This is a genomic window from Aeromonas sp. LsrichE-8G (genome assembly GCF_022869435.1).
In the GTDB taxonomy this organism is placed as follows: domain Bacteria; phylum Pseudomonadota; class Gammaproteobacteria; order Enterobacterales; family Aeromonadaceae; genus Aeromonas; species Aeromonas caviae.
The window spans coordinates 13,597-33,705 of the sequence record NZ_JALIHH010000036.1 but is presented as its reverse complement, the minus strand read 5'-3'; the positions used below and the strand labels follow the sequence as shown (position 1 = coordinate 33,705).

The 20,109-nt window shown below is 62.6% G+C and carries 17 protein-coding genes and 1 pseudogene; 10 read left to right on the top strand and 8 right to left on the bottom strand.

Translation table 11 applies throughout. The features are described from left to right. Positions 1-55: 55 nt before the first annotated feature. The 3 genes from ligA to MUW49_RS07970 all read right to left on the bottom strand — a co-directional run bounded on the left by ligA (position 56) and on the right by MUW49_RS07970 (position 6,682). Positions 56-2,062, bottom strand: a complete 2,007-nt coding sequence (ligA, locus tag MUW49_RS07980; RefSeq protein WP_053288152.1) for an NAD-dependent DNA ligase LigA — start codon at positions 2,060-2,062, stop codon at positions 56-58. A gap of 99 nt (positions 2,063-2,161) precedes the next feature. Then, positions 2,162-3,292 carry a cell division protein ZipA gene (zipA, locus tag MUW49_RS07975; protein WP_053288151.1) on the bottom strand — a complete coding sequence of 377 codons (1,131 nt, stop codon included), beginning with the start codon at positions 3,290-3,292 and terminating at the stop codon, positions 2,162-2,164. Between the two features lie 15 nt (positions 3,293-3,307). Beyond that, positions 3,308-6,682, bottom strand: a complete 3,375-nt coding sequence (locus MUW49_RS07970) for an AAA family ATPase (RefSeq protein ID WP_244812589.1) — start codon at positions 6,680-6,682, stop codon at positions 3,308-3,310. Positions 6,683-6,792: 110 nt separating this feature from the next. Here MUW49_RS07970 and cysZ point away from each other — a divergent pair, with 110 nt between their 5' ends. Together cysZ and MUW49_RS07960 are read left to right on the top strand one after the other, a co-directional pair. After that, complete coding sequence (gene cysZ, locus MUW49_RS07965; protein ID WP_052814897.1) at positions 6,793-7,557, top strand: sulfate transporter CysZ; 765 nt, start codon at positions 6,793-6,795, stop codon at positions 7,555-7,557. A 134-nt stretch (positions 7,558-7,691) separates the two neighbouring features. Then, a complete protein-coding gene (locus MUW49_RS07960) occupies positions 7,692-8,306 on the top strand; it encodes a trimeric intracellular cation channel family protein (protein WP_010673446.1) in 615 nt (204 codons plus the stop codon). 102 nt (positions 8,307-8,408) lie between these two features. Here the strand turns inward: MUW49_RS07960 and MUW49_RS07955 are convergent, their stop codons facing one another. The 4 genes from MUW49_RS07955 to MUW49_RS07940 all read right to left on the bottom strand — a co-directional run bounded on the left by MUW49_RS07955 (position 8,409) and on the right by MUW49_RS07940 (position 11,798). Next, on the bottom strand, positions 8,409-8,660 hold the full coding sequence (locus MUW49_RS07955) for a hypothetical protein (protein WP_010673445.1): 252 nt from the start codon (positions 8,658-8,660) through the stop codon (positions 8,409-8,411). A gap of 103 nt (positions 8,661-8,763) precedes the next feature. Then, entirely contained in the window at positions 8,764-9,309 is a 546-nt protein-coding gene (locus MUW49_RS07950; protein WP_052814334.1) for a DUF882 domain-containing protein, read from the bottom strand. Between the two features lie 148 nt (positions 9,310-9,457). Further along, positions 9,458-10,939, bottom strand: coding sequence for a L,D-transpeptidase family protein (locus MUW49_RS07945; RefSeq protein WP_052814335.1), 1,482 nt, complete (start codon positions 10,937-10,939; stop codon positions 9,458-9,460). 91 nt (positions 10,940-11,030) lie between these two features. Continuing rightward, complete coding sequence (locus tag MUW49_RS07940) at positions 11,031-11,798, bottom strand: transporter substrate-binding domain-containing protein (protein ID WP_052814336.1); 768 nt, start codon at positions 11,796-11,798, stop codon at positions 11,031-11,033. A gap of 309 nt (positions 11,799-12,107) precedes the next feature. On the opposite strand from MUW49_RS07940, the gene MUW49_RS07935 reads away from it, so the two are divergent. The 5 genes from MUW49_RS07935 (at position 12,108) to MUW49_RS07915 (ending at position 17,634) form a co-directional block, all read left to right on the top strand. Beyond that, positions 12,108-12,653, top strand: a complete 546-nt coding sequence (locus tag MUW49_RS07935) for a hypothetical protein (protein WP_104454569.1) — start codon at positions 12,108-12,110, stop codon at positions 12,651-12,653. A gap of 57 nt (positions 12,654-12,710) precedes the next feature. Further along, positions 12,711-13,769, top strand: a complete 1,059-nt coding sequence (locus MUW49_RS07930; protein WP_041213382.1) for a glycosyltransferase family 2 protein — start codon at positions 12,711-12,713, stop codon at positions 13,767-13,769. Continuing rightward, a complete protein-coding gene (locus tag MUW49_RS07925) occupies positions 13,766-14,137 on the top strand; it encodes a GtrA family protein (RefSeq protein WP_010673439.1) in 372 nt (123 codons plus the stop codon). The genes MUW49_RS07930 and MUW49_RS07925 overlap by 4 nt, the downstream gene beginning before the upstream one ends. Beyond that, on the top strand, positions 14,137-15,303 hold the full coding sequence (locus MUW49_RS07920; protein ID WP_052814338.1) for a hypothetical protein: 1,167 nt from the start codon (positions 14,137-14,139) through the stop codon (positions 15,301-15,303). The genes MUW49_RS07925 and MUW49_RS07920 overlap by 1 nt, the downstream gene beginning before the upstream one ends. Positions 15,304-15,510: 207 nt before the next feature. Next, entirely contained in the window at positions 15,511-17,634 is a 2,124-nt protein-coding gene (locus tag MUW49_RS07915; protein WP_053288148.1) for an alpha-amylase, read from the top strand. Positions 17,635-17,697: 63 nt separating this feature from the next. On the opposite strand, the gene MUW49_RS07910 is transcribed toward MUW49_RS07915, so the two are convergent. Next, positions 17,698-18,324 (bottom strand): glutathione S-transferase, encoded by a 627-nt coding sequence (locus tag MUW49_RS07910; protein WP_049636285.1) that lies wholly within the window; start codon positions 18,322-18,324, stop codon positions 17,698-17,700. Positions 18,325-18,482: 158 nt separating this feature from the next. Between MUW49_RS07910 and MUW49_RS07905 the strand changes: the two genes are divergently transcribed. The 3 genes and pseudogenes from MUW49_RS07905 (at position 18,483) to MUW49_RS07900 (ending at position 20,084) form a co-directional block, all read left to right on the top strand. Further along, positions 18,483-19,127: a response regulator transcription factor gene (locus MUW49_RS07905; protein WP_041214700.1), complete on the top strand. Its 645-nt coding sequence runs from the start codon at positions 18,483-18,485 to the stop codon at positions 19,125-19,127. A gap of 30 nt (positions 19,128-19,157) precedes the next feature. Beyond that, positions 19,158-19,238, top strand: a pseudogene (locus MUW49_RS22055) (DNA-binding response regulator); the annotation flags it as partial. Positions 19,239-19,502: 264 nt separating this feature from the next. Then, entirely contained in the window at positions 19,503-20,084 is a 582-nt protein-coding gene (locus MUW49_RS07900) for a helix-turn-helix domain-containing protein (RefSeq protein WP_048208163.1), read from the top strand. Positions 20,085-20,109 lie beyond the last annotated feature (25 nt).

Genomic DNA, 20,109 nt, shown 5'->3' with positions numbered 1-20,109 from the left:
CCACCAACGACAAACCCGGCCAGTGGGCCGGGTTTGTCTGCTCAAACGTGCATCCTCAGGGCTGAATGGCCGCCTGCAACTCGGCTTCGGTCCAGATGGTGATCCCCAGCTCCTGGGCCTTGGCGAGCTTGGAGCCTGCCGCCTCCCCCGCTACCAGCACGTCGGTCTTGGCCGACACCGAGCCCGCCACCTTGGCACCCAGGGCCTGCAGCGCCGCCTTGGCGTCGTTGCGGGACAAGGCGGTGAGGGTGCCGGTCAGCACGAAGGTCTTGCCGGCAAAGGGCTGATCGCTTGCCTCTTTCTTCTCGATGACCGGCCAGTGGATACCGGCGGCCAGCAGGGCGTCGAGCACCTCGATGTTGTGGGGCTGGCGCAGGAAGTAGTAGACGTGCTTGGCCACTATGTCCCCCACGTCGGGTACCTCGAGCAGCTGCTCCACCGAGGCGGCGCGCAGGGCTTCCAGGGTGAGGAAGTGGTTGGCGAGGTTGAGCGCCGTCGCCTCCCCCACCTCGCGGATCCCTAGGGCGAACAGGAAGCGCGGCAGGGTGGTGCTGCGCGCCTTGTCGATGGCCGCCACCAGGTTGAGGGCGGACTTTTGCCCCATCCGCTCAAGACCTGCCAGCTGGATGGCATTGAGGCTGAACAGGTCGGCCGGGGTCTTCACCAGCCCCTTGTCCACCAGTTGCTCCACTATCTTATCGCCAAGGCCGTCCACGTCCATGGCGCGACGCGCCGCGAAGTGCTTGATGGCGGCCGCCCGCTGGGCCTCGCAGAAGAGACCGCCGGAACAGCGGGCCACGGCCTCCCCTTCCAGCCGCTCCACCGCCGAGCCGCACACCGGGCACTCGGTCGGGAAGAGGATCGCGCGGGCATCCGCCGGGCGCTGCGCCTCCACCACAGCCACGACCTGGGGGATCACGTCCCCGGCCCGGCGCACGATCACGGTGTCGCCGATCATGACGCCAAGGCGCGCGATCTCGTCCGCATTGTGCAGGGTAGCGTTGGAAACGGTGACGCCGCCGACAAACACCGGCTTGAGCTTGGCTACCGGGGTGATGGCACCGGTGCGGCCCACCTGGAACTCGACATTCTCAAGCGCCGTCATCTCCTCTTCGGCCGGGAACTTGTGGGCGGTGGCCCAGCGCGGTGCGCGGGCCACAAAGCCGAGCTCCCCTTGCAGTGCGATGTCGTCCACCTTGTAGACCACGCCGTCGATCTCGTAGGGGAGATCCCCGCGACGCGCCAGAATGTCGTCGTGGAACGCCTGACAACCGCTGGCACCCTCTTTGAGCTTCACTTCCGGGCTGAGCGGCAGACCCCAGGCCTTGAGCTGATTGAGGCGACCGAAGTGGGACTCCCCCAGCTCGTCGCCACCGACTCCCACGCCGTAGACATAGAAGCTGAGGGGGCGGCTGGCGGTGATGCGTGAATCGAGCTGGCGCAGGCTGCCGGCAGCGGCGTTGCGCGGGTTGACGAACACCTTCTCCCCCGCCGCCAGCGCATCGCGGTTCATCGCCTCGAACCCCGCCTTGGGCATGAAGACCTCCCCACGCACCTCCAGCCGCGCCGGCCACCCCTGGCCTCGCAGGGTCAGGGGAATGGCCTTGATGGTGCGCACGTTCTCGGTGATCTCCTCCCCCGTGGTGCCGTCCCCGCGAGTGGCGGCCTGTACCAGCTGGCCAGCCACGTAGAGCAGGCTCACCGCCAGACCGTCGAGCTTGGGTTCGCAACAGAAGGTGAAATTCACCTCCCGCTTGAGGCGATCACTAATGCGTTGCTCGAACGCCTGCAACTCCTCGCTGCTGAAGACGTTGTCCAGACTCAGCATGGGGATCTCGTGGCGTACCTGCTTGAAGGCGGTCAGCGGCTGGCCTCCCACCCGCACGCTCGGCGAGGCCGGGGTTTTCAGCTCGGGATGCTCGGCCTCCAGCGCAATCAGCTCGCGCATCAGGCGATCGTATTCGGCGTCCGGCACCGTGGGGTTGTCCAGCACATAGTACTGATGGCCGTACTCGGTCAGCAGCTCACACAGTTGACGGTGGCGGGAGAGGATATCGCTCATGAAAAAGTCTCGAAGTGTGATGGAACATTCAGTCTGGGGCAGAAACAAAAATGCGGCACCGGGGTACCGCACTTTTCATTGTTCAAGCCCCATGGCGCATCAGTCGCGGCTGGCCTCGTAGGCCGCCAGCTCGTGACGGTAGCGGGCGATGTCGTCGTCGCTGAGGGGACTGCGCGAGGCGTCGGTCAGCATGGCATCGAGATCGCTCGCCAGCTGATCCGCGGCCTGCAACATGTGCTCGAAGGCGAAGGCGGCATTGCTGCGAAGGGGCAGTTGCATGAAGAGGGACACACCCGGGGTGCTGAACTGCTCCATGCGATAGGGGTTGAAGGTACCCGGCTTGACCATGTTGATCATGGAGAAGAGCACCTCCCCCTTGCCGCCCAGATCTTCGTGACGGTGGAAGATGTCCATCTCGCCAAACTTGAAGCCCAGCGCCAGCAGGGAAGAGAGCAGGGTCGCCCCTTGCAGATCGTGGCCGGGACGGGCCATCAGGTTGATGACATAGACATCCTGCCAGATCTTCTCGACCGGGGCCGGAGCGGGTTCTGGCTCGGCTGTGTGAACCGGCTCTTCATAGGCTGGCTCGTCATCGTAAGCGGGCTCTTCATAAGCCGGCTGGGCGTAGCGGGGAGCCTGCTGGGCAACCGGTGCCGGCTCGCGTGCACCGAAGGTCGGCGCCTGGGCATAGGCCGGCTCCACCAGCGGCTCTTCGTCCAGCGGCTGCATCATGGGCTCGCGCTGCGGACGGGAACGGTGTACCGGGGTACGGCGGATCACCTGGGCAGGTTTGCGCACCGGCGCAGCAGGGGCCTCTTCAACAGGGGCGGCAACCGGCTCTTCATAGTCCTCTTCTTCCTCATACACAGGCTGAGGGGGGACAGGGCGAGCGGCAGGCTTGCGCACCACGGGAGGCGGCAGATCAGCGTCGTCATCTTCATCATCGAAGGCGGGAACGGGGGCGACACGGCGGGGTTCGGGCTGACGGGCCTCGTCGCTACGCAGTTTGGGCTCGGCACGACGGCCACCGCTCACCACACGCACCTGACCGATGCCATCGCTGTCGAAGGCGTCGTTGTCACGCTCACGGGACTTGGACTCCATCCGACCCAGGGGTTTCTCCTTGATCGGTGCCTGACGATTCTTTCTGTTGCTCCACAACCCGTGAATGAGCAATGCCGCGATGGCAATACCGCCCAGGGCAACCAAGATGTAACGCAATTCCTGCATTAGCTGCTTCTCTTTCTAGTTTTGCTCAGCCAAAGCGACGGCTTCACCGATATCGACCGACACTATGCGCGAAACCCCGGGCTCTTGCATCGTGACGCCAACCAGCTGCTCGGCCATCTCCATGGAGACCTTATTATGACTGATGTAAACGAACTGTACTGTGCTCGACATCTCTTTGACAAGAGAACAGAAGCGACCGACGTTCACTTCATCGAGCGGTGCATCCACCTCATCCAGCAGACAAAATGGTGCTGGATTGAGTCTGAAGATGGCAAAAACCAGCGCAAGGGCGGTTAGCGCCTTCTCCCCCCCGGAAAGCAGGGCAATGGTAGCATTCTTCTTGCCCGGAGGTCTTGCCATGATGCTCACTCCGGCCTCCAAAAGATCATCCGAGGTCAGCTCAAGCCAGGCACTGCCCCCCCCGAACACTTTTGGGAACAGGGATTTTAAATCTTCATTGACCTTATCGAAAGTGTCGCGGAAGCGTATTTGTGTTTCTTTATCAATTCTTTTAATGGCTTGGCTCAAGGTGTCGAGGGCCTGCTCCAGATCCTGGCACTGATTTTCCAGGTAGCTTGCGCGGGTTTTCGCCTCCTCATACTCCTCCAGTGCCGCCAGGTTGATGGCGCCAAGCGCCTCCACCTGCGCCTCCAGCGTCTGGATCTCCTGGCGCAGCTTGCCGCGATCAGCGGCAATCAGCACCGCCTGATCGAGGTCCACCAGGCGCACGCCCAGCTCTTCGAACTGCTCGTGCAGTCCCTGCCTGCGCGTCAGGTTGCGCTCGCGCTCGAGCCGCAGAGTCGCCAGCTTCTCTTGAATTTTCACCAGCTGCTTGTGATCGGCGCTTCTGGCCTGCTCCAGCTCGGTCAGCTGGCGATCCAGCTCCGCGAGCCGCTGGTGACAGGCCAGTTGCTGCGCCTCAAGATTGCGCTGTTCGACCAGCAGGGGCGACAGATCCTGACTCGGAGCGGCCCCTGGCTCCTTGAGTTCCGCCAACTCCAGGCCGAGACGGGCCAGCTCCTGCTCGCGCAGCGTGATGAGCTGGCGCTGGTTCTGCTGCTCCAGTTGTAGCCGCTGGCAGGCCGCCTGCTGCTGCTCCCGGCGAAGGCGCGCCTCTTCCAGCGCCCGCTCCGCCCCGCTCACCTGCTCCTGGGCGAGCAGCAGCGCCTCGGCGAGTACCTCCCCCTGCTCCTGCAGTTCGCCAAGGGCCGCGTCATCCTGCTCAAGCCGCTCCCCGGCCGACGCCAGCCGCTGCGCCTCCTCAGCCTGCTCCTTATCGAGCCGGGCCAGCTCTTCCCCCAGCTGGCCCAGGCGCTGCAAGCGCTCCTGGCGCTGCCCCTCGCGCAGACTCCAGGCTTCGCGCAGTTGCTGCCACCGCAGCTCCTGCTCGCGCAGGGTGTGCTGAGCCAGCTCATGGGCACTGTGCTGCTGGGCCCGCGCTGCATCGGCGGCGGCAAGCTGCTCGTCGAGTCTGTGCAGCACCTCCCGACCCGCGGCCAGTTCGGTGTGCAGCCGCTCACGTTCACCGAGCAGCGCCAGGGTACCCAGGGCCATGCCCTCCCCCAGATCCGCCCAGTTGGGGCCGAACCAGTCTCCGGCGGGAGTGAGCAGCGACTCACCGGCAGAGAGGCTGTGCAGGCGGGACAGCGCCTCCTCCCTGCTCTCTGCCAGCCAGATGGCATTGAGGAAAGCCGGAATGTGCTCGCCCCCCAGTTGCGCCGCCAGGGTACCGGCCCTGGCTGACTGGGCCGGGCCAATCCAGAGTCCGGGTTGCGCCAGGTTGCACTCGTCCGCCGGGATTGCGGTGAGCCAGCGGCCGAGCACCTTGTCCAGCCCCCGGGCCCACTCGGGGGGAACCTGCAACCGATCCGCCAGGGTGGCGCCCGCCATCTGCTCCCCCAGGATCTGATCCAGGGTGGCGAGGCGCGCCTCCAGCTCGCGCAGCAGGCCCTGCTGGCGACCCTGCTCTGCCTTGAGTGCTTCATGGCGCGACACACCGGCCTGCCACGCCGCATCGGCTTCCTCATGGCGGGCGCGGGAGAGCGAGAGTTCCGCCGCCAGCGCATCGAGCGCCGGTTGCAGGTTCTCCCCCTCTCCGCCAAGGGGCCCGGCCTGTTCGTCTTCCAGCTTGAGGCGGGCAAGCCGGGTCTTGGCCTGCAGCTCCTGCAGGCCGTTCACCTCGGCGCGGGTCTGGTTGAGCCGCCCCTGCAACTGGCCCAGCTGCTGCTGCCACTGCTGCTGGCGCTGACGCGTCTGCTCGAGCCGCTCGGCCGCCGCCGCACGCACGCTCTGCTGGTCGGTAAGCAACTGCTCACACTGCTCGAGGCGCGCCGACGCTACCTCCCCCTGCAACGTGCTCTCGCCCAGTTGCTCTAGCTGGCCGGCCAACTGGGCCTTGAGCCCCTCGATACGCTCGCCGAGGGCTTGCCGCCTCGCCTGCCAGTCGCGGCCAAGCTCGCTCTGGTGCAATTGCTGCTGCTCGAGGCGGGCGATGGCTTGCCCGCCGAGAAAAATCTGCTGCTGGCGGCTCGCCTGCTCGGCCTGCGCCTCCTGGCGGGCCACCGACAGAGTGACGTGGCGTCCTTCGTCTGCGGTGCGCTTGGCATCGAGGGCCGCCAGCGCCTGTTCAGTCTGGGCCAGTTCGGTCTTGGCTTCGCCAAGACGCGTCTCCAGCGCCCACAGTTCCGAGCCGATCAGTTCGCTGCGGGCCGCGCGACTGCGACTCTTGAGCTGCTTGTAGCGCTCGGCGGTCTCGGCCTGGGCCTTGAGGTGCTCGAGGCGTGAGCCCAGTTCGCCGCGGATGTCGCCAAGGCGTTCCAGGTTCTCCTGGGTATGGCGGATGCGCTGCTCGGTCTCCCGGCGCCGCTCCTTGTAGCGGGAGACCCCGGCGGCCTCTTCCATGAACAGCTTGAGATCGGCGGGGCGGGACTCCACCAGCCGGCTGACGGTGCCCTGTTCGATGATGGCGTAACTGCGGGGCCCAAGGCCGGTGCCGAGGAAGAGGTCGGTCACGTCCTTGCGGCGGCACTTCTGGCCGTTGATCTGGTAGTGATTGGAGCCGTCGCGCAGCACTTCGCGGCGCACCGAGATCTCGGTAAAGCGGCCGAACTCGCCGGGTACCCGGTTGTGGGGATTGTCGAACACCAGCTCCACCGAGGCGCGGCCATGGGCGCTGCGGTTGATGGAGCCGTTGAAGATGACGTCGGTCATGTTCTCGCCGCGCAGATGGCGGGCGGAGCTCTCCCCCAGCACCCAGCGCACGGCGTCGATGACGTTGGATTTGCCGCAGCCGTTGGGGCCCACCACGGCAGTCATGTCGGCGTTGAGTTCGATGCGGGTCGGCTCGACAAACGACTTGAAACCGGCGAGTTTGATCAATTTCAGACGCATGGCGGCCTATGTGGGTAACGAAATAAAGAGGAGGCGGGCAGGCGACTTTACCAAATCAAAGGCTTGTTTGTAATATGCTGGCACTTTCCCCATTCACTGATGGATCTCACATGAGCCAATCACCCCACATGGTCAAAGATTCGGTCAGCGGTGCAGACTACTTCCTGCGCGGCTTCTCACTCATCCGCCAGCCCGGCATCCGCACCTTCGTGCTGATCCCCCTGCTGGTCAACTTCGTGCTCTTTGTCGGTGCCTTCTACGCCCTGTTGCTACAACTGGACGGCCTGTTCGCCTGGCTGCACCAGCAGATCCCGAGCTGGCTCTCCTGGCTTGATTACCTGCTCTGGCCCATCGCCCTCATCACCATACTGGTGGTCTTCTCCTTCATCTTCAGCTCGGTGGCCAACTGGATAGCTGCCCCTTTCAACGGCCTGCTGGCAGAGAAGGTGGAACAGATCCTCACCGGTGAAGCCATGAATGACACCGGCATGCTGGATGTGGTGAAAGATGTGCCCCGTACCTTCGGCCGCGAATGGACCAAGCTGAAATACTATCTGCCCAAGGCCATCGGCTGCCTGATCCTCTTCCTGATCCCGGTAGTGGGCCAGACCCTGGCACCCGTGCTCTGGTTCCTGCTCAGCGCCTGGATGATGGCGATCCAGTATGTCGATTATCCGTTCGACAACCACAAGATCGGCTTCATCACCATGCGCGACGCCCTCAAGCAACGTCGTGGAAAGTGCCTGAGCTTCGGCGCCCTGGTGACCCTCTTCTCCGCCATCCCGGTGGTGAATCTCTTCGTGATGCCGGTGGCCATCTGTGGCGCCACCGCCATGTGGGTAGACCAATACCGCAGCGAGCAACTTGGACGCTGAACCGCGTCATCATGATCAAAAGAGGGGGCGAAAGCCCCCTTTTCATTACTTAATCTAATGCATAGCCAAGATAGCTTGTCGCCCCAGCGCAGGGTTGTTAGGATGCGGGCCTTTCTCGCACCCTGGGATATCTCATGTTACATGCACTCTTCTTGCTCGGCCTGGTGGCCGAAGGGATGACTGGCGCGCTGGCAGCGGGTCGGCGACGGATGGATCTGTTTGGCGTCGTGATCATCGCCTCGGCGACGGCCATCGGTGGCGGTACCATTCGGGATGTGCTGCTGGGCCACTATCCCCTGCTCTGGGTCGAGCACCCCGAATACGTGCTGCTGGTGGCGGGCGCCGCCATGGCCGGGGTCATCTCGGCCCCGCTGATGCGCTACCTTGGCAAGCTGTTCCTGGCGCTCGATGCCCTGGGGCTCGTGGTCTTCTCCATCTTCGGGGCTGCCCGGGCGCTCGAGATGGGCCACGGGGCCGGCATCGCCTGCATCATGGCCGTGGTGACCGGCGTGTTCGGGGGGGTACTGCGGGACTTGCTGTGCCAGCGTATCCCGCTGGTGTTCAAGCGCGAGCTCTATGCCGCCGTCTCGCTGATCACCGCCGCGCTCTACTGCTTTGCGCTGCACCATGGGCTGCCCAACGACTGGGCCGCTTTCGGTGCCATCGGCATCGGTTTCGTGCTGCGGCTCCTGGCGGTACGCTTCAAATGGGGACTGCCCACCTTCAACTATCAGTACGCCACCCATTGAACACGCCAGTTCCTGGCCATATCGCACGGATAACGAGCAACAAAAAAGCGCCATACGGCGCTTTTTTGTTGGGCATCGGCAAATCGGCAAGAGAGTAAAAGGTCAGTTGATCCCTTCCGAGCTGAAGAAGGTCGCCTTGTCGGCGATGAAACGCACCTTGATGTTCTTGCCTTCCCCTCCCCAGACACAGCTCGTGGTGCCGAGAGCATCGTCGCAACGCTCGGCCTTGCCGAGGATGGCGCTCGCTTCGGCATAGCTCATCCCGACTTTCAGCTTGTCGTAGCTCTCGCGGTTGAGCTTGCCGCAACCAGTCAACAACAGGGCGATGAGCCCCCCGATCACAATCTGCTTCATCTTTCTCTCCTCTGGCTGGAGTCCAGAGCCTAGCAGCTTGGTCCCCCTCAATGCCAGCGGCAAAAAGACACAATCGGCACTCAACCCTTGAGGAAATCCCGACTCACCAGCTACGAACGGGGCCTGTGTCCAGGTGCACGAAGTTGTCGGAAGGGTAATAACCCACACCGCCCACCTTGAGGTTCAGGGCGGCCTTGCGCAGGTGCGCCAGCTGCACGCCGGGGATGCGCACGTCAACCGCCTGCCCCAGGGTGTGGTAGCTGTGCTTGGCAACACCGCGACTCTTGCGCCGCTTCTGCTGATTGGTGGTCGGGGAGCGATAACCCGAGATGAGCTGGATTTCGCCGTGGCGCCCCAGCTTGTGTTGCAGCAGAAAGAGCTGATCGAACAGCTTTCTGTCGATGTTGAACACTTCGTTGCGACGGTAGTCACGGAAAATATGGTTGAGCTCCGCCAACCCGTCACTCAGATAGTGGCCATCTTCCCAATAACTGGCGCGTACCCGCTCGCCGGTATTGAGGTTGAAGAAACTCAGTTCCCGTCCCGAAGTGCTGCGGCTCGCAAGCGCAGGGAACGACAGCAGGCTGGTCCCCATCAGGCAACCCGCCCCCAGCAGCAGACGGCGTCGGCTTATCTCTTGTCCCAGCATCCGTTGTCCGTCCATCTCATGGTGAAGTCACACAGGTGAATGAATTTGATACAAGGGCCGAAACTACCTGCCAGAAAAAGCGCTGTCAAACCCCATTCACCCATGAAAAAGCCCGGCACGGGCCGGGCTTGTCACTCTGTGGCGAGGATCACAGCAAGCGGCTTTGATAGCTGACTCTGTCGAATCCGTAGATATCGTTGCGCAGTTGCTGACGTCCCTCTTCATCAATCCAGCTGCTCCAGTAGACGGTAAACACCGGGATAGGGTTGCTCAGGGGCAGCCACTTGGTCTGGGTCTCTTTCAGGATGCTGGCTACCTTGTCCGGCTGATAGCGGGAGTCCGCCAGCAGCAGCTCTGCCAGATCGTCGGCGTGTTCCACCCGGATGCAACCCGAGCTGAAGGCACGGGCCCCCTGCTCGAACAGCGCCTTGCGCGGGGTGGAGTGGAGATAGATGGCATCGTTGTTAGGCAGATAGAACTTGTAGCGACCCAGGGCATTGTGATCCCCCGGCTTTTGCCGCAACCGGTAAGGGAAACCGGAGGCCAGCGCATGGTGCCAGCCATCTTCGCTGAACTGCACCGGATTGCCCTCGCCGTCGATCACCTCGAACTGTTCGCGATCCAGGTAGGCAGGATCGCGCCCGAGCTTGGGCAGAATGTCCTTGCTCAGGATGGAGCGCGGCACGTGCCAGGCCGGGTTCAGCACGATGGAGCGGATCTCGCTGGCGAGGATGGGGGTTGCCCGCTGCTCCTTGCCGACGATGACCCGACTAGTGAAGACCTCGCTGCCCGACTCCACCACGCTCAGGCGGTAGTCCGGAATGTTGACCAGCACATAGCGACCGGCAAGGTGATCCACCAGATCACGGCGCCACAGGTTGCGAACCAGCAGGCTGGCGCGCACCTCGGGGCCGGTATTGAGCCAGCTGCGGGTCTGACGGCCGATGATGCCGTCGGCGGTCAGGCCGTGGCGGCGCTGGAACTGCTTGATGGCCTGTTCGGTCTCGGGATCGTAGAGGCTGTCCTGGTGAGTCGGGGCACTGTCCCCCAGTTCGTTCAGGATGGAGCGGATCTGGCCGAGCTCGGTCGAGCTCTCCCCCGCCCTCAGGGTCGGCATGGAGAGGATGGGCCAGTGCTTGGCCATGGGCATGGCCAGCAGCTTGCGCACTTCTTCGCGCACGGCGTCGTATTCCGCCACCTGTGGCCTGAGTTGCCTGACCTGCTCCAGCAGATTGTCTCCCTGGGGAGCATGGGCCAGGGGGCGGTTCAGATCCAGCTTGAGGGTCTGCATCTGTTCGCGCGCGACCAGATCCATCCCTCGCCAGGCCTGCTGGAACCGGGCCAGCTTGCCAAAGGCCTCATCGTAGAGGGCACCGCGCCGATCCGCCGGGGTCTTTTGCAACTGCTGCCAGAGGCGGTAGAAATCCGGATGCAGCTGGGCCAACACCGCTTCCTGCAACTGCTGTTCAAGCTCATGACGAGCCTGCTCGGCCACCTCGTTCTGATACCAGTCATGCTGGATGCTGGGACTGGCCACTACCGCCTGTTCCGTGCTGGCATGAACCATGCTGGCCGGCCAGCAGCCCAGCCAGATGAGATTCGCCAATGCCAACCAATACTTCTTACCCATGCTTCTTACCACGCTTGCCTCAAATCGGTTCATTTCGGCCTGTCAGGCGCGACGGTCAGGACCCCATGATGCGTGAATGCCGACGACTTTGCTAGCGGACGGAGGTGTAACGACGCCAGATGAGTTCCTGCTCCCCGCTGTCGCCGACGGCCACTATCGCCTCGTTGAACCGCGCTACGAATTCCCCGGACAGGGTCTTCTTGCTCAACATGAAAAAGGTGGGCGTCTCATGGATCGCCATGGTGTGGGGGACGACCGCATCCGACAGCCCCTCTCTCTTCAGACCCCAGGGCGTGGCCAGACTATCCCCGAGAAAACCGTCTATCCGCCCAAGCAGCAGCTTGCGATAGTTTTGCACATCGTTGACCTCGCTCACCTGGTTGCGGTATCGCTGCAGAACCTTGGTGATTTCCGGGCCGTAATAGTAGTCCCTGGTCACACCGAGGCGATGCCCGTGGGCCAGCCAGCTCGCCAGATCCGACTCCTCCCCGGTACCGGATTTGCGTACCCAGAGCGATGTCCGGCCCGGGTTGTAGGGGATGGAGAACCAGGCATAACGCGCCCTGTCATCGGCAAAATACGCCTCCATCACGATGTCCAGCCGACCCCGCTCAAGATCGTGCAACCCCCGCTTCCAGGGACGCTCCACATAGACCAGATGACAACCCAGCCGATTCGACACGGCATTGAGGTAGTCGACCGCAAATCCACGCAGTTCCCGACGTGCTCCCTCTTGCTGGTAATAGTGGTATGGGGGCCAGTCATCGAAACCGACGCGAAGGGGGGAGGAGCAGAACGATTGCGCCCACAACGGTTGGAGGGGCAGACAGCAGAGCACACACAGAGAGAAGAGTCTCATGGGTCATCCTTGACAACGGGACAGGCCATCTTAATTCTGCCCGGGTGAAATGGCGACAGATCCTGCCACAACAAAGCACAATATCAGCCGTTTGCCTGATGCGCCCCAGGTGGCGGCAGACAGGTTGGCGCCGAAAAAGCCACAATCAAGAAGAGGAAGCAAACGACCCCAAAGCCCCTTGGTAAGCAGGGTGATTGAGGGTTAATATGTGAGCAAATATATTTTTGTGATCCACTATGCTTTTTTTGCAATTGGATTAGCATATGCGCGAAATCTGCCTATCAATCTGTCGGGCGTCGAGTGAGTAATATGACCTACAAAAAGTTCGGTTTTCTGGCTGCCATCCTGGCACTGAGCGGTTTCTACCTTTATACCCTCTATCTGGCCGCTCACCCCAACGTGAGCCTGGCTTACAAGCTCTATTACCTGGAAGGCAAGACCCGTTTCTGGGAGCACAACTCCAGCATGACCCTCCAGCCTGGCAACGAACTCAACCTGACCAAGCCGAGCCGCTTCCTCTCAAGCGAAGGCTGGGCCAAGAAGCCCAGCGAGCAAGGCACCGAGCTGAGCGGTCAGGGCGGTCTCTATTTCGTGCTGCCCAAGCAGCAGGCCCAGCCGGAGCAGCTCACCATCCAGGCCAGGATCAACAGCCCTCAGGCTGGCACCCTGCTCAAGGTGGCGCTGGGTCATGATTTCACCACCACGGTCAAGCTGGCCAAGGCGGGCATCAACGAGATCCGCCTCAGCCTGCCGGGCGACTCCCTGACCGCCGATCCCAAGCGTCCCAACTTCCTGGCGCTCTCCGCCCCGACACCGCTCAACGTCCAGTCCGTGCGACTGACCGTGGCTCAGTGAAGCGGAATGCCCCAAGTATCTGTTCCGTAAAATAATTCTTTCAATAAGGAAGTTCCCATGTCCCGTGCCGATTTTCGACTCTCTCTGGTCGTTCCCGTTTACAACGAGGAAGAGAGCATAGACGCCTTCATCAGCGCGATAGATACCGAACTGGCCCCGCTCAAAGACCAGCTTGAAATCGTGTTCGTCAACGATGGCAGCCGTGACCGCACCCGTGAGGTGGTCGAGCAGGCCATCGCCCGGGATCCCCGTGTGACCCTGGTCAACCTGGCCCGCAACTTCGGCAAGGAAGCGGCCATGACCGCCGGCCTGCACCAGGCCAAGGGCGACGCCATCGTCCCCATGGACGTGGACCTGCAGGATCCCCCCTCTCTCATTCTGGAGTTCGTCAAGCTGTGGCAGACCGGCGACTATGACACCGTCTACGGCATCCGGGTGGATCGCAGCGCCGATACCCCGATGAAACGCCTGACTGCCGGTGGCTTCTACCGCTTCTTCAACGCCCTCTCCACCAGCACCAAGCTGCCGGAGAACGCCGGTGACTTCCGCCTCATCGATCGCAAGGTGGTCGAGGCCATCAAGCAGTTGCCGGAGCGCAACCGCTTCATGAAGGGGCTGTTCGCCTGGGCCGGTTTTCGCGCCGTCGGCGTTCCCTACGAGCGCCCGGCCCGCCATGCCGGCGAAACCAAGTTCAACTACTGGAAGCTGTGGAACTTCGCCCTTGACGGCCTGATGAGCTTCTCCAGCTGGCCGCTGCGGGTGTGGAGCTACATCGGGGTCGGTGTCTCCTTCATCGCCTTCCTCTATATCCTCAAGATCATCACCCAGGTGCTCTTCTTCGGCATCGACGTGCCCGGTTACGCCTCCCTGATGTCGGTCATGCTGTTCCTCGGCGGCATCCAGCTGCTGTCGCTGGGCATCATCGGCGAGTACATCGGCCGCATGTTCGTCGAGGTGAAACAGCGCCCCGTCTACCTCATCGAAGGGGTCTACGGCCAGTACGCCAAGCAGGATGAAGAGCAGAAGCAGGAAGTGCCCACCGCCAGCAAGAAGAGCGCTGGCAAGAAGGCCGCCGCGAAAGCCGCTGATGATCAGCAGGAGCAGGCGTCTCAATGATCTCCCGCGAGGAATTCTGGCGGCTGGTTCGCTTCGGTTTTGTCGGCGGGGGGGCCACCCTCGTCGATCTGGGTACCTCCATCGCCCTGTTTCATACCTGGCCGGCCATCTCCGAGCACCTGGTCACGACCCTGGCCTTTGCCGTGGCGTTCTGGTTCTCGTTCTTCGGCCATCGCTACATCACCTTCCAGAAACAAGGTGCCGCCAGCAAGTTCCTGCTGGTTGCCCTCTTCTCGCTGGCGGTGCGTAATCTCATCCTGAGCGGTTTGCTGTTTGCCGGTCTCTCCGGCCTGTTGCCGGTGGTGATCGCCACCCTGACCGTCACCGTGCTCACCTACGTTCTCTCCCGTATCTGGGTTTTTGCCTGATGAATGATATGACCAATACCGCCCCGTCAACCGGGGCTGCACTCCCCTATCGCCCGTCACTGCGCATCAGCGGCCGCGACTGGCTGATGATCGTCGCCGCCTTCGTGCTGAGCCGGGTGGCGCTCTATGGCATGGGCTATTTCGGCGTCCAGCTCTATGGCGCCACCGACATCGGGCCGCTGCAAGCCTACTGCCAGTTCGACTGCGTCTGGTTCCAGCGCATCATCGAGAATGGCTACGACCTCTATCCACGCTGGTTGAGCAAGGGCAATGCGGCGAACTGGGCCTTCATGCCCCTCTATCCCATGCTGGCCGGCGGTCTCTCCAGCCTGTTTGACATGGAGAGCCTCATCGGCCTGATGCTGGTGGCCAACATCGCCTTCTTCATCAGCTTGCCCCTGATGCTGCTGGTGCTGCACCAGCTCAAGCTGGGGGACGACACAGCCCGCTTCGGGGTCTGGCTGCTGGCCTTCTCCCCCTTCTCCGCCTATTTCGTCTCCGGCTATACCGAGCCCATGTTCATGGCGCTGATGCTGGGAATGTTCCTGTTCGCCTACCGCGAACAGTGGCTCATGGTCGCCTTCCTCGGCATCTTCATCTCCGCCACCCGCAACCTGGGGGTGATGATGGTGTTCCCGGTGCTGATCCTGGCCCTGCAGGCCTACGGCTGGCGCGAGTTCTTCCGCTTCACCGAGCGGGCCTTCAAGGTGGTGTTCACCCTCTGGCTCATTCCCCTCGGCCTCTTCTCCTACATGGTCTATCTCTATCACCTCACCGGGGATGCCCTGGCCTTCAAGCACATCCAGGTGGCCTGGGGCCGCTATATGGACAGCCCCCTGGACTGGTGGCTGAGCGGCTTCGAGCTGGGGGGGCGCAAGGCCTATCTCTCCATCATGGTGATCTTCGGCTGGTGCCTGAATGGCTACCTGTTCAGCCAGAAACGCTGGGCCGAAGCAACCCTGATGTTCATCTGCTGCACCATCCCCCTGATGACCGGACTCAACGCCATGCCCCGCTACATGTTCGGCCTCTATCCGACCCTGCTGGCCATCGTGCTGCTGGCCCATCGCTGGCCTGCCATCCGCCCTGCGGTGCTCTGCATCAGCGGCATGGTTGCCTCCTTCATCGCGGTGGCCTTCGTCAACTTCAAGTTCTTCACCGTGTGACGCCACCCCGAATGCCTACAAGCCGGTCAACTGACCGGCTTTTTTCATGGCCGCGACACCCGGTTCACACTTTTCCATTCTTGAAAACGTAACCATTTGAACTGACGTCACAAATCGGTATTTTACCGGTCCAAGCCTGCCCCAGCGCGCCCTAGAATGAGTGCCTCAACGGATCCTGCTCCTCACACTCTGCTCAAGGAATGGCTTATGCGTCTCTCTTCGCGCCCCGCTCTTCGCCCATCACCCCTGTGGCTGGCCGTGCTCGCCACACCGCTGTTCATCGGTCAGGCGATGGCCGCCCCCGAGGTCTATCTCCATGTGGATGGCAAACCGGTGGCCGAGGCGCTGACGCTGGACAAGGGCACCGTCACCCTGACCCACAGACTGGACAAGGGTAGCCACCAGATCCGCATCAGCGATGCGGGCAACAGCTGCGGCACCAGCTTCGGGCCAACCGAGGCCAGGCCCCTTCCCTTCGGCACCGCCCAGCCCATGGACAAGTGCAGCAAGGGGACAGACTTCAATCTGAGGGTGATGCTGGCGGGGGACTACGAGTTCACCTTCAACCCCGATACCCCCAGCCTCAAGGTGTTGCGGGCAACCAAAAAGAGCGAGTTCAAACGCCAGCCCCCGGAAGAGCCCTGCATCAGCTGGGATGGCGGCCCGGTCACGACATCACTCAAGGGCGTCTGGCCCGACGGCACACGGTTGCGGGATGCCTACTCGGGACAGGAAGCCGTGGTCAAAGGCGGCAAGATCACCCTGACACCGAGCAAGGAGAGCGGCGGCCTGCTGCTGCTCGAGCCGGTCAAGGCCGCCAAGCCTGCTCCCTTCAGCTGGGATCAGGCGAGCGTCTATTTTCTGCTGACCGACCGCTTCCACAACGGCGATCCCGCCAATGATCACAGCTTCGGTCGTCAGAAGGATGGTCAGGACGAAGTGGCCACCTGGCATGGCGGTGACTTCAAGGGGCTGACCGAGAAGCTCGACTACATCAAGCAACTCGGCATCAACGCCATCTGGATCACCCCCATGGTGGAACAGGTCCACGGCTTCATCGGCGGTGGCGAACAGGGGAACTTCCCCTTCTACGCCTACCACGGCTACTGGGCGCTCGACTTCACCAAGATAGATCCCAACTACGGCGACGAAGAGAGCCTGAAAACCCTGGTGGACGAGGCCCACAAGCGCGGCATGCGGATCATCCTCGACGTGGTGATGAACCACGCAGGCTACGCCACCCTCGCCGACTTGCAGGATCTGGGGCTCACCGATCTCACCCAGAACACCGGCAAGCTGCCGAGTCGCTGGAATGAATGGCGCCCGAGCGGCGGCCTCAACTGGCATGGCTACAACCAGTTCATCGACTACCAGTCATCCCACTGGGACAAGTGGTGGGGCCCTGACTGGGTGCGGGCCGGCCTGCCCGGCTACCCGCAACCCGGCACCGACGACGTCACCGGCTCGGTGGCGGGACTGCCGGACTTCCTGACCGAATCCACCAGATCGGTGGGGCTGCCACCGCTGCTCGCTGCCAAAAAAGACACCAGGGCCAAGGCCCTGCCCAACGCCACCGTGAGCGATTACCTCATTGCCTGGCACACCGACTGGGTGCGCCGCTTCGGCATCGACGGCTTCCGTGCCGACACCGTCAAGCACCTGGAGCCCGCGGTCTGGGCCAGGCTCAAGCAGGCGGGCACCGACGCGCTCAAGGAGTGGAAGGCCGCCAACCCGGGCAAGGCCCTCGATGACCTTCCCTTCTACATGGTGGGCGAGGTGTGGGATCACGGGGTCGCCAAGGACTTCTGGTACCAGCACGGCTTCGATTCCCTGATCAACTTCGACTACCAGCGTGAATTCGCCCTGCCCCAGGCCCAGTGCATGGCGGGGGCAGAGCCCACCTATGCGAGCTATGCCAGCCGCATCAACCAGGATCCCGAGTTCAACGTGCTGAGCTACATCAGCTCCCACGACACCAAGCTCTTCTTCGGCGACTACCAGGACGTGGCGCTGCAACGGCGGGTGGCCAACAGCTTCATGCTGCTGCCGGGGGGCATCCAGATCTACTATGGCGACGAGTCCGGCCGGGGGCTGGCCAAGGATGGCGGCGTGTTCGATCAGAGCGTGCGCTCGGACATGAACTGGCAGGAGCTGGCGAGTGGCGAGAAGGCGGAGCTGGTCAAGCACTGGCAACGGCTCGGCCAGTTCCGTGCCGCCCACCCTGCCATCGCGGCGGGCAGCCACAAGAAGATTTCCGATGTCCCCTATGGCTTCGTGCGGGAGAAAGGAGAAGACAAAGTGGTCGTGGTCTTCGCGGGTCGGCAGAAATAGCGACCTAGCCTGAATAAAAAGGGGAGCCGATGGCTCCCCTTTTTTGTCTTGCCGACGCCCGCATCAATCAGACTGGCGGGCCGCCTTTGGCCACTGCAACCTCGCCCTGAGCAGGGTTTCCTGCCACAGGGGCCAGGCCAGCAAAGCCTGCTGATAGGCGCCAGCCTGACCGGGCAGCGAAATGCCATAGCTTGCCAGTCGATAGGCCATCACCGCATAGAAGGCATCCAGAATGCTCGCCTCGTCGAAATAGAAGGGCCCCCGCGCCTGGGACCAGAGAGTCTGCAACCGGGCCAGCTCGTCGATGACCTCCACCGGCGGTTCACTCTGGGTGGGCGCCCCCAGGAAGAAGGGCAGCAGGGTGCGGATCTGACGAAAACCGGCGTGCAGCTCGGCGCACAGGCTGCGGGCCAGGGCCCGTTCGGCCTTGTCCACCGGATAAAGGTGGCGCTCCGGGCAACACTCGTGGATATATTCGGCGATGGCCAGAGAGTCGTGAATACGCAGCTCACCGTCGTCGAGCCAGGGCACCAGGCCGGCGGGGGCCGTGCGCTTGAGCCGTTGCAGCTCCTTGGCATCTTCCAGATCGAAGACCTGCTCCTGCCACTTGAGCCCGCTCATGGCAAGCACCAGCGCCGTTCTCATTGCCCAGGTGGAGCCCGTGCCCACCGTCAAAACCAGGGATCCCATCGATTGCCTCCTGCATGGGTTGTTTACTGGCCATCCCGCCGGCCCCGTGGCACGACATCCGATGACCACCTCACATTTGCGTACTGGCGGGTTTGACCCACTTGGGTAGCAGTGCTAGTTTGATTTTTCAAAACAATCAGTTAGCAACAATGTGAGCTATGGACAGCCAATTTACCATCGTCATCGCAGATGACCACCCCCTGTTTCGGGGCGCCCTCTATCAAGCGGTGCACATGGCCATCGACGACGCCAGATTGCTGGAGGCTGACTCCATCGACAGCCTGAGCCACCTGCTCGACGAACATCCCGACGTCGACCTGCTGCTGCTGGATCTCAAGATGCCGGGGGCCAACGGCTTCGAGGGGCTGGCCTATCTGCGCGGACATCACCCGGATCTCCCCATCGTCGTGGTCTCGGCCTCCGAGGATCCCGCCATCATCCAGCAGGTGCTGCGCCTGGGCGCGCTCGGCTTCATTCCCAAGTCCGTCCCCATGAAAGAGCTGGTCAGCGCCCTCAATACGGTGATCGGGGGGGACAACTGGGTGCCGGAAGGCATCTCCCTCCATCCCGAGCCCGGCGAAGGGCCCGATTTCGCCACCAAGCTGGCCAGCCTCACCCCCCAGCAATACAAGGTGCTCATCATGTTGCGGGATGGCAGCCTCAACAAACAGATCGCCTGGGAGCTCAACGTCTCCGAGGCGACCATCAAGGCCCATATCACCGCGATTTTCCGCAAACTCGGGGTCAAGAACCGCACCCAGGCGGTCATCGCCCTCCAGCAGATGGATATCAAGGACAGTTGAGCCCCTTGCCACCATCAGAGCCCATATCACTCCGCCTTCCGCAAACTCGGGGTCAAGCACCGCACCCAGGCGGTCATCGCCCTCCAGCAGATGGATATCAAGGACAGTTGAGCACCTTGTCACCATCAGAGCCCATATCACTCCGCCTTCCGCAAACTTGGGGTCAAGCACCGCACCCAGGCAGTCATCGCCCTGCAGCAAATGGGCATCAAGGACGACTGAGCTCGTCCCCGGCTGGCTTGTATCGAGCCAGCCCCCCTCCAACAGACTCTCTGGCACCCCGCGGCAGCCGGAAACGGCCTCCCTGCACCATTTGCGGCTCGACAATTAGCACGGTCGTACTTTATGCTGCCAGCCCAGAGAGAGGAGAGCCGGATGAGCAAGGGACGTCTGACCCGCGACACCATTTTGCAGACTGCATTCGAGCAGGCGAGCCAGCAGGGGCTGGAGAGCCTCACCATAGGCTCCCTCGCAACGGCCTGCGAGATGTCAAAAAGCGGTCTATTCGCCCACTTCCAGTCCCGCGACAACCTCCAAATCGCCGTGCTCACCTATTCCGCCGAGGTATTTCGTGAGCGGGTGATCCAGCCGGTGCGCCAACAGGGGCACGCCACCCAGCAGGAGAAACTGCTCGCCCTGTTGCAGGCCTGGCTGGCCTGGAACCAGAGTTTTGCCGGCCGCTGCATGTTCCTCGATGCCTGGACCTCCGCCCAGGAGGGTGAGGTCCAGCAGGCGGCACGCGAGCTGGTCCGTTTCTGGCTCGACTACCTGGCACGCCAGGTAGTGCAGGGGCAGACCAGAGGGGAGTGGCGCAGCGATCTCGATCCCTGGCGCGCCGTCTATCGTCTCTATGGCCTCTATCTCGGGGATCAGGTGTTCCATGCCCTGGGGCTCAGCGAGGATCCGGCCCGCCACTTCTGGCCCGAGGTGGAACAATTGCTGGCCAGCTGGCGCTGACCCGACGGGCTCTTCTTTTTAAAAA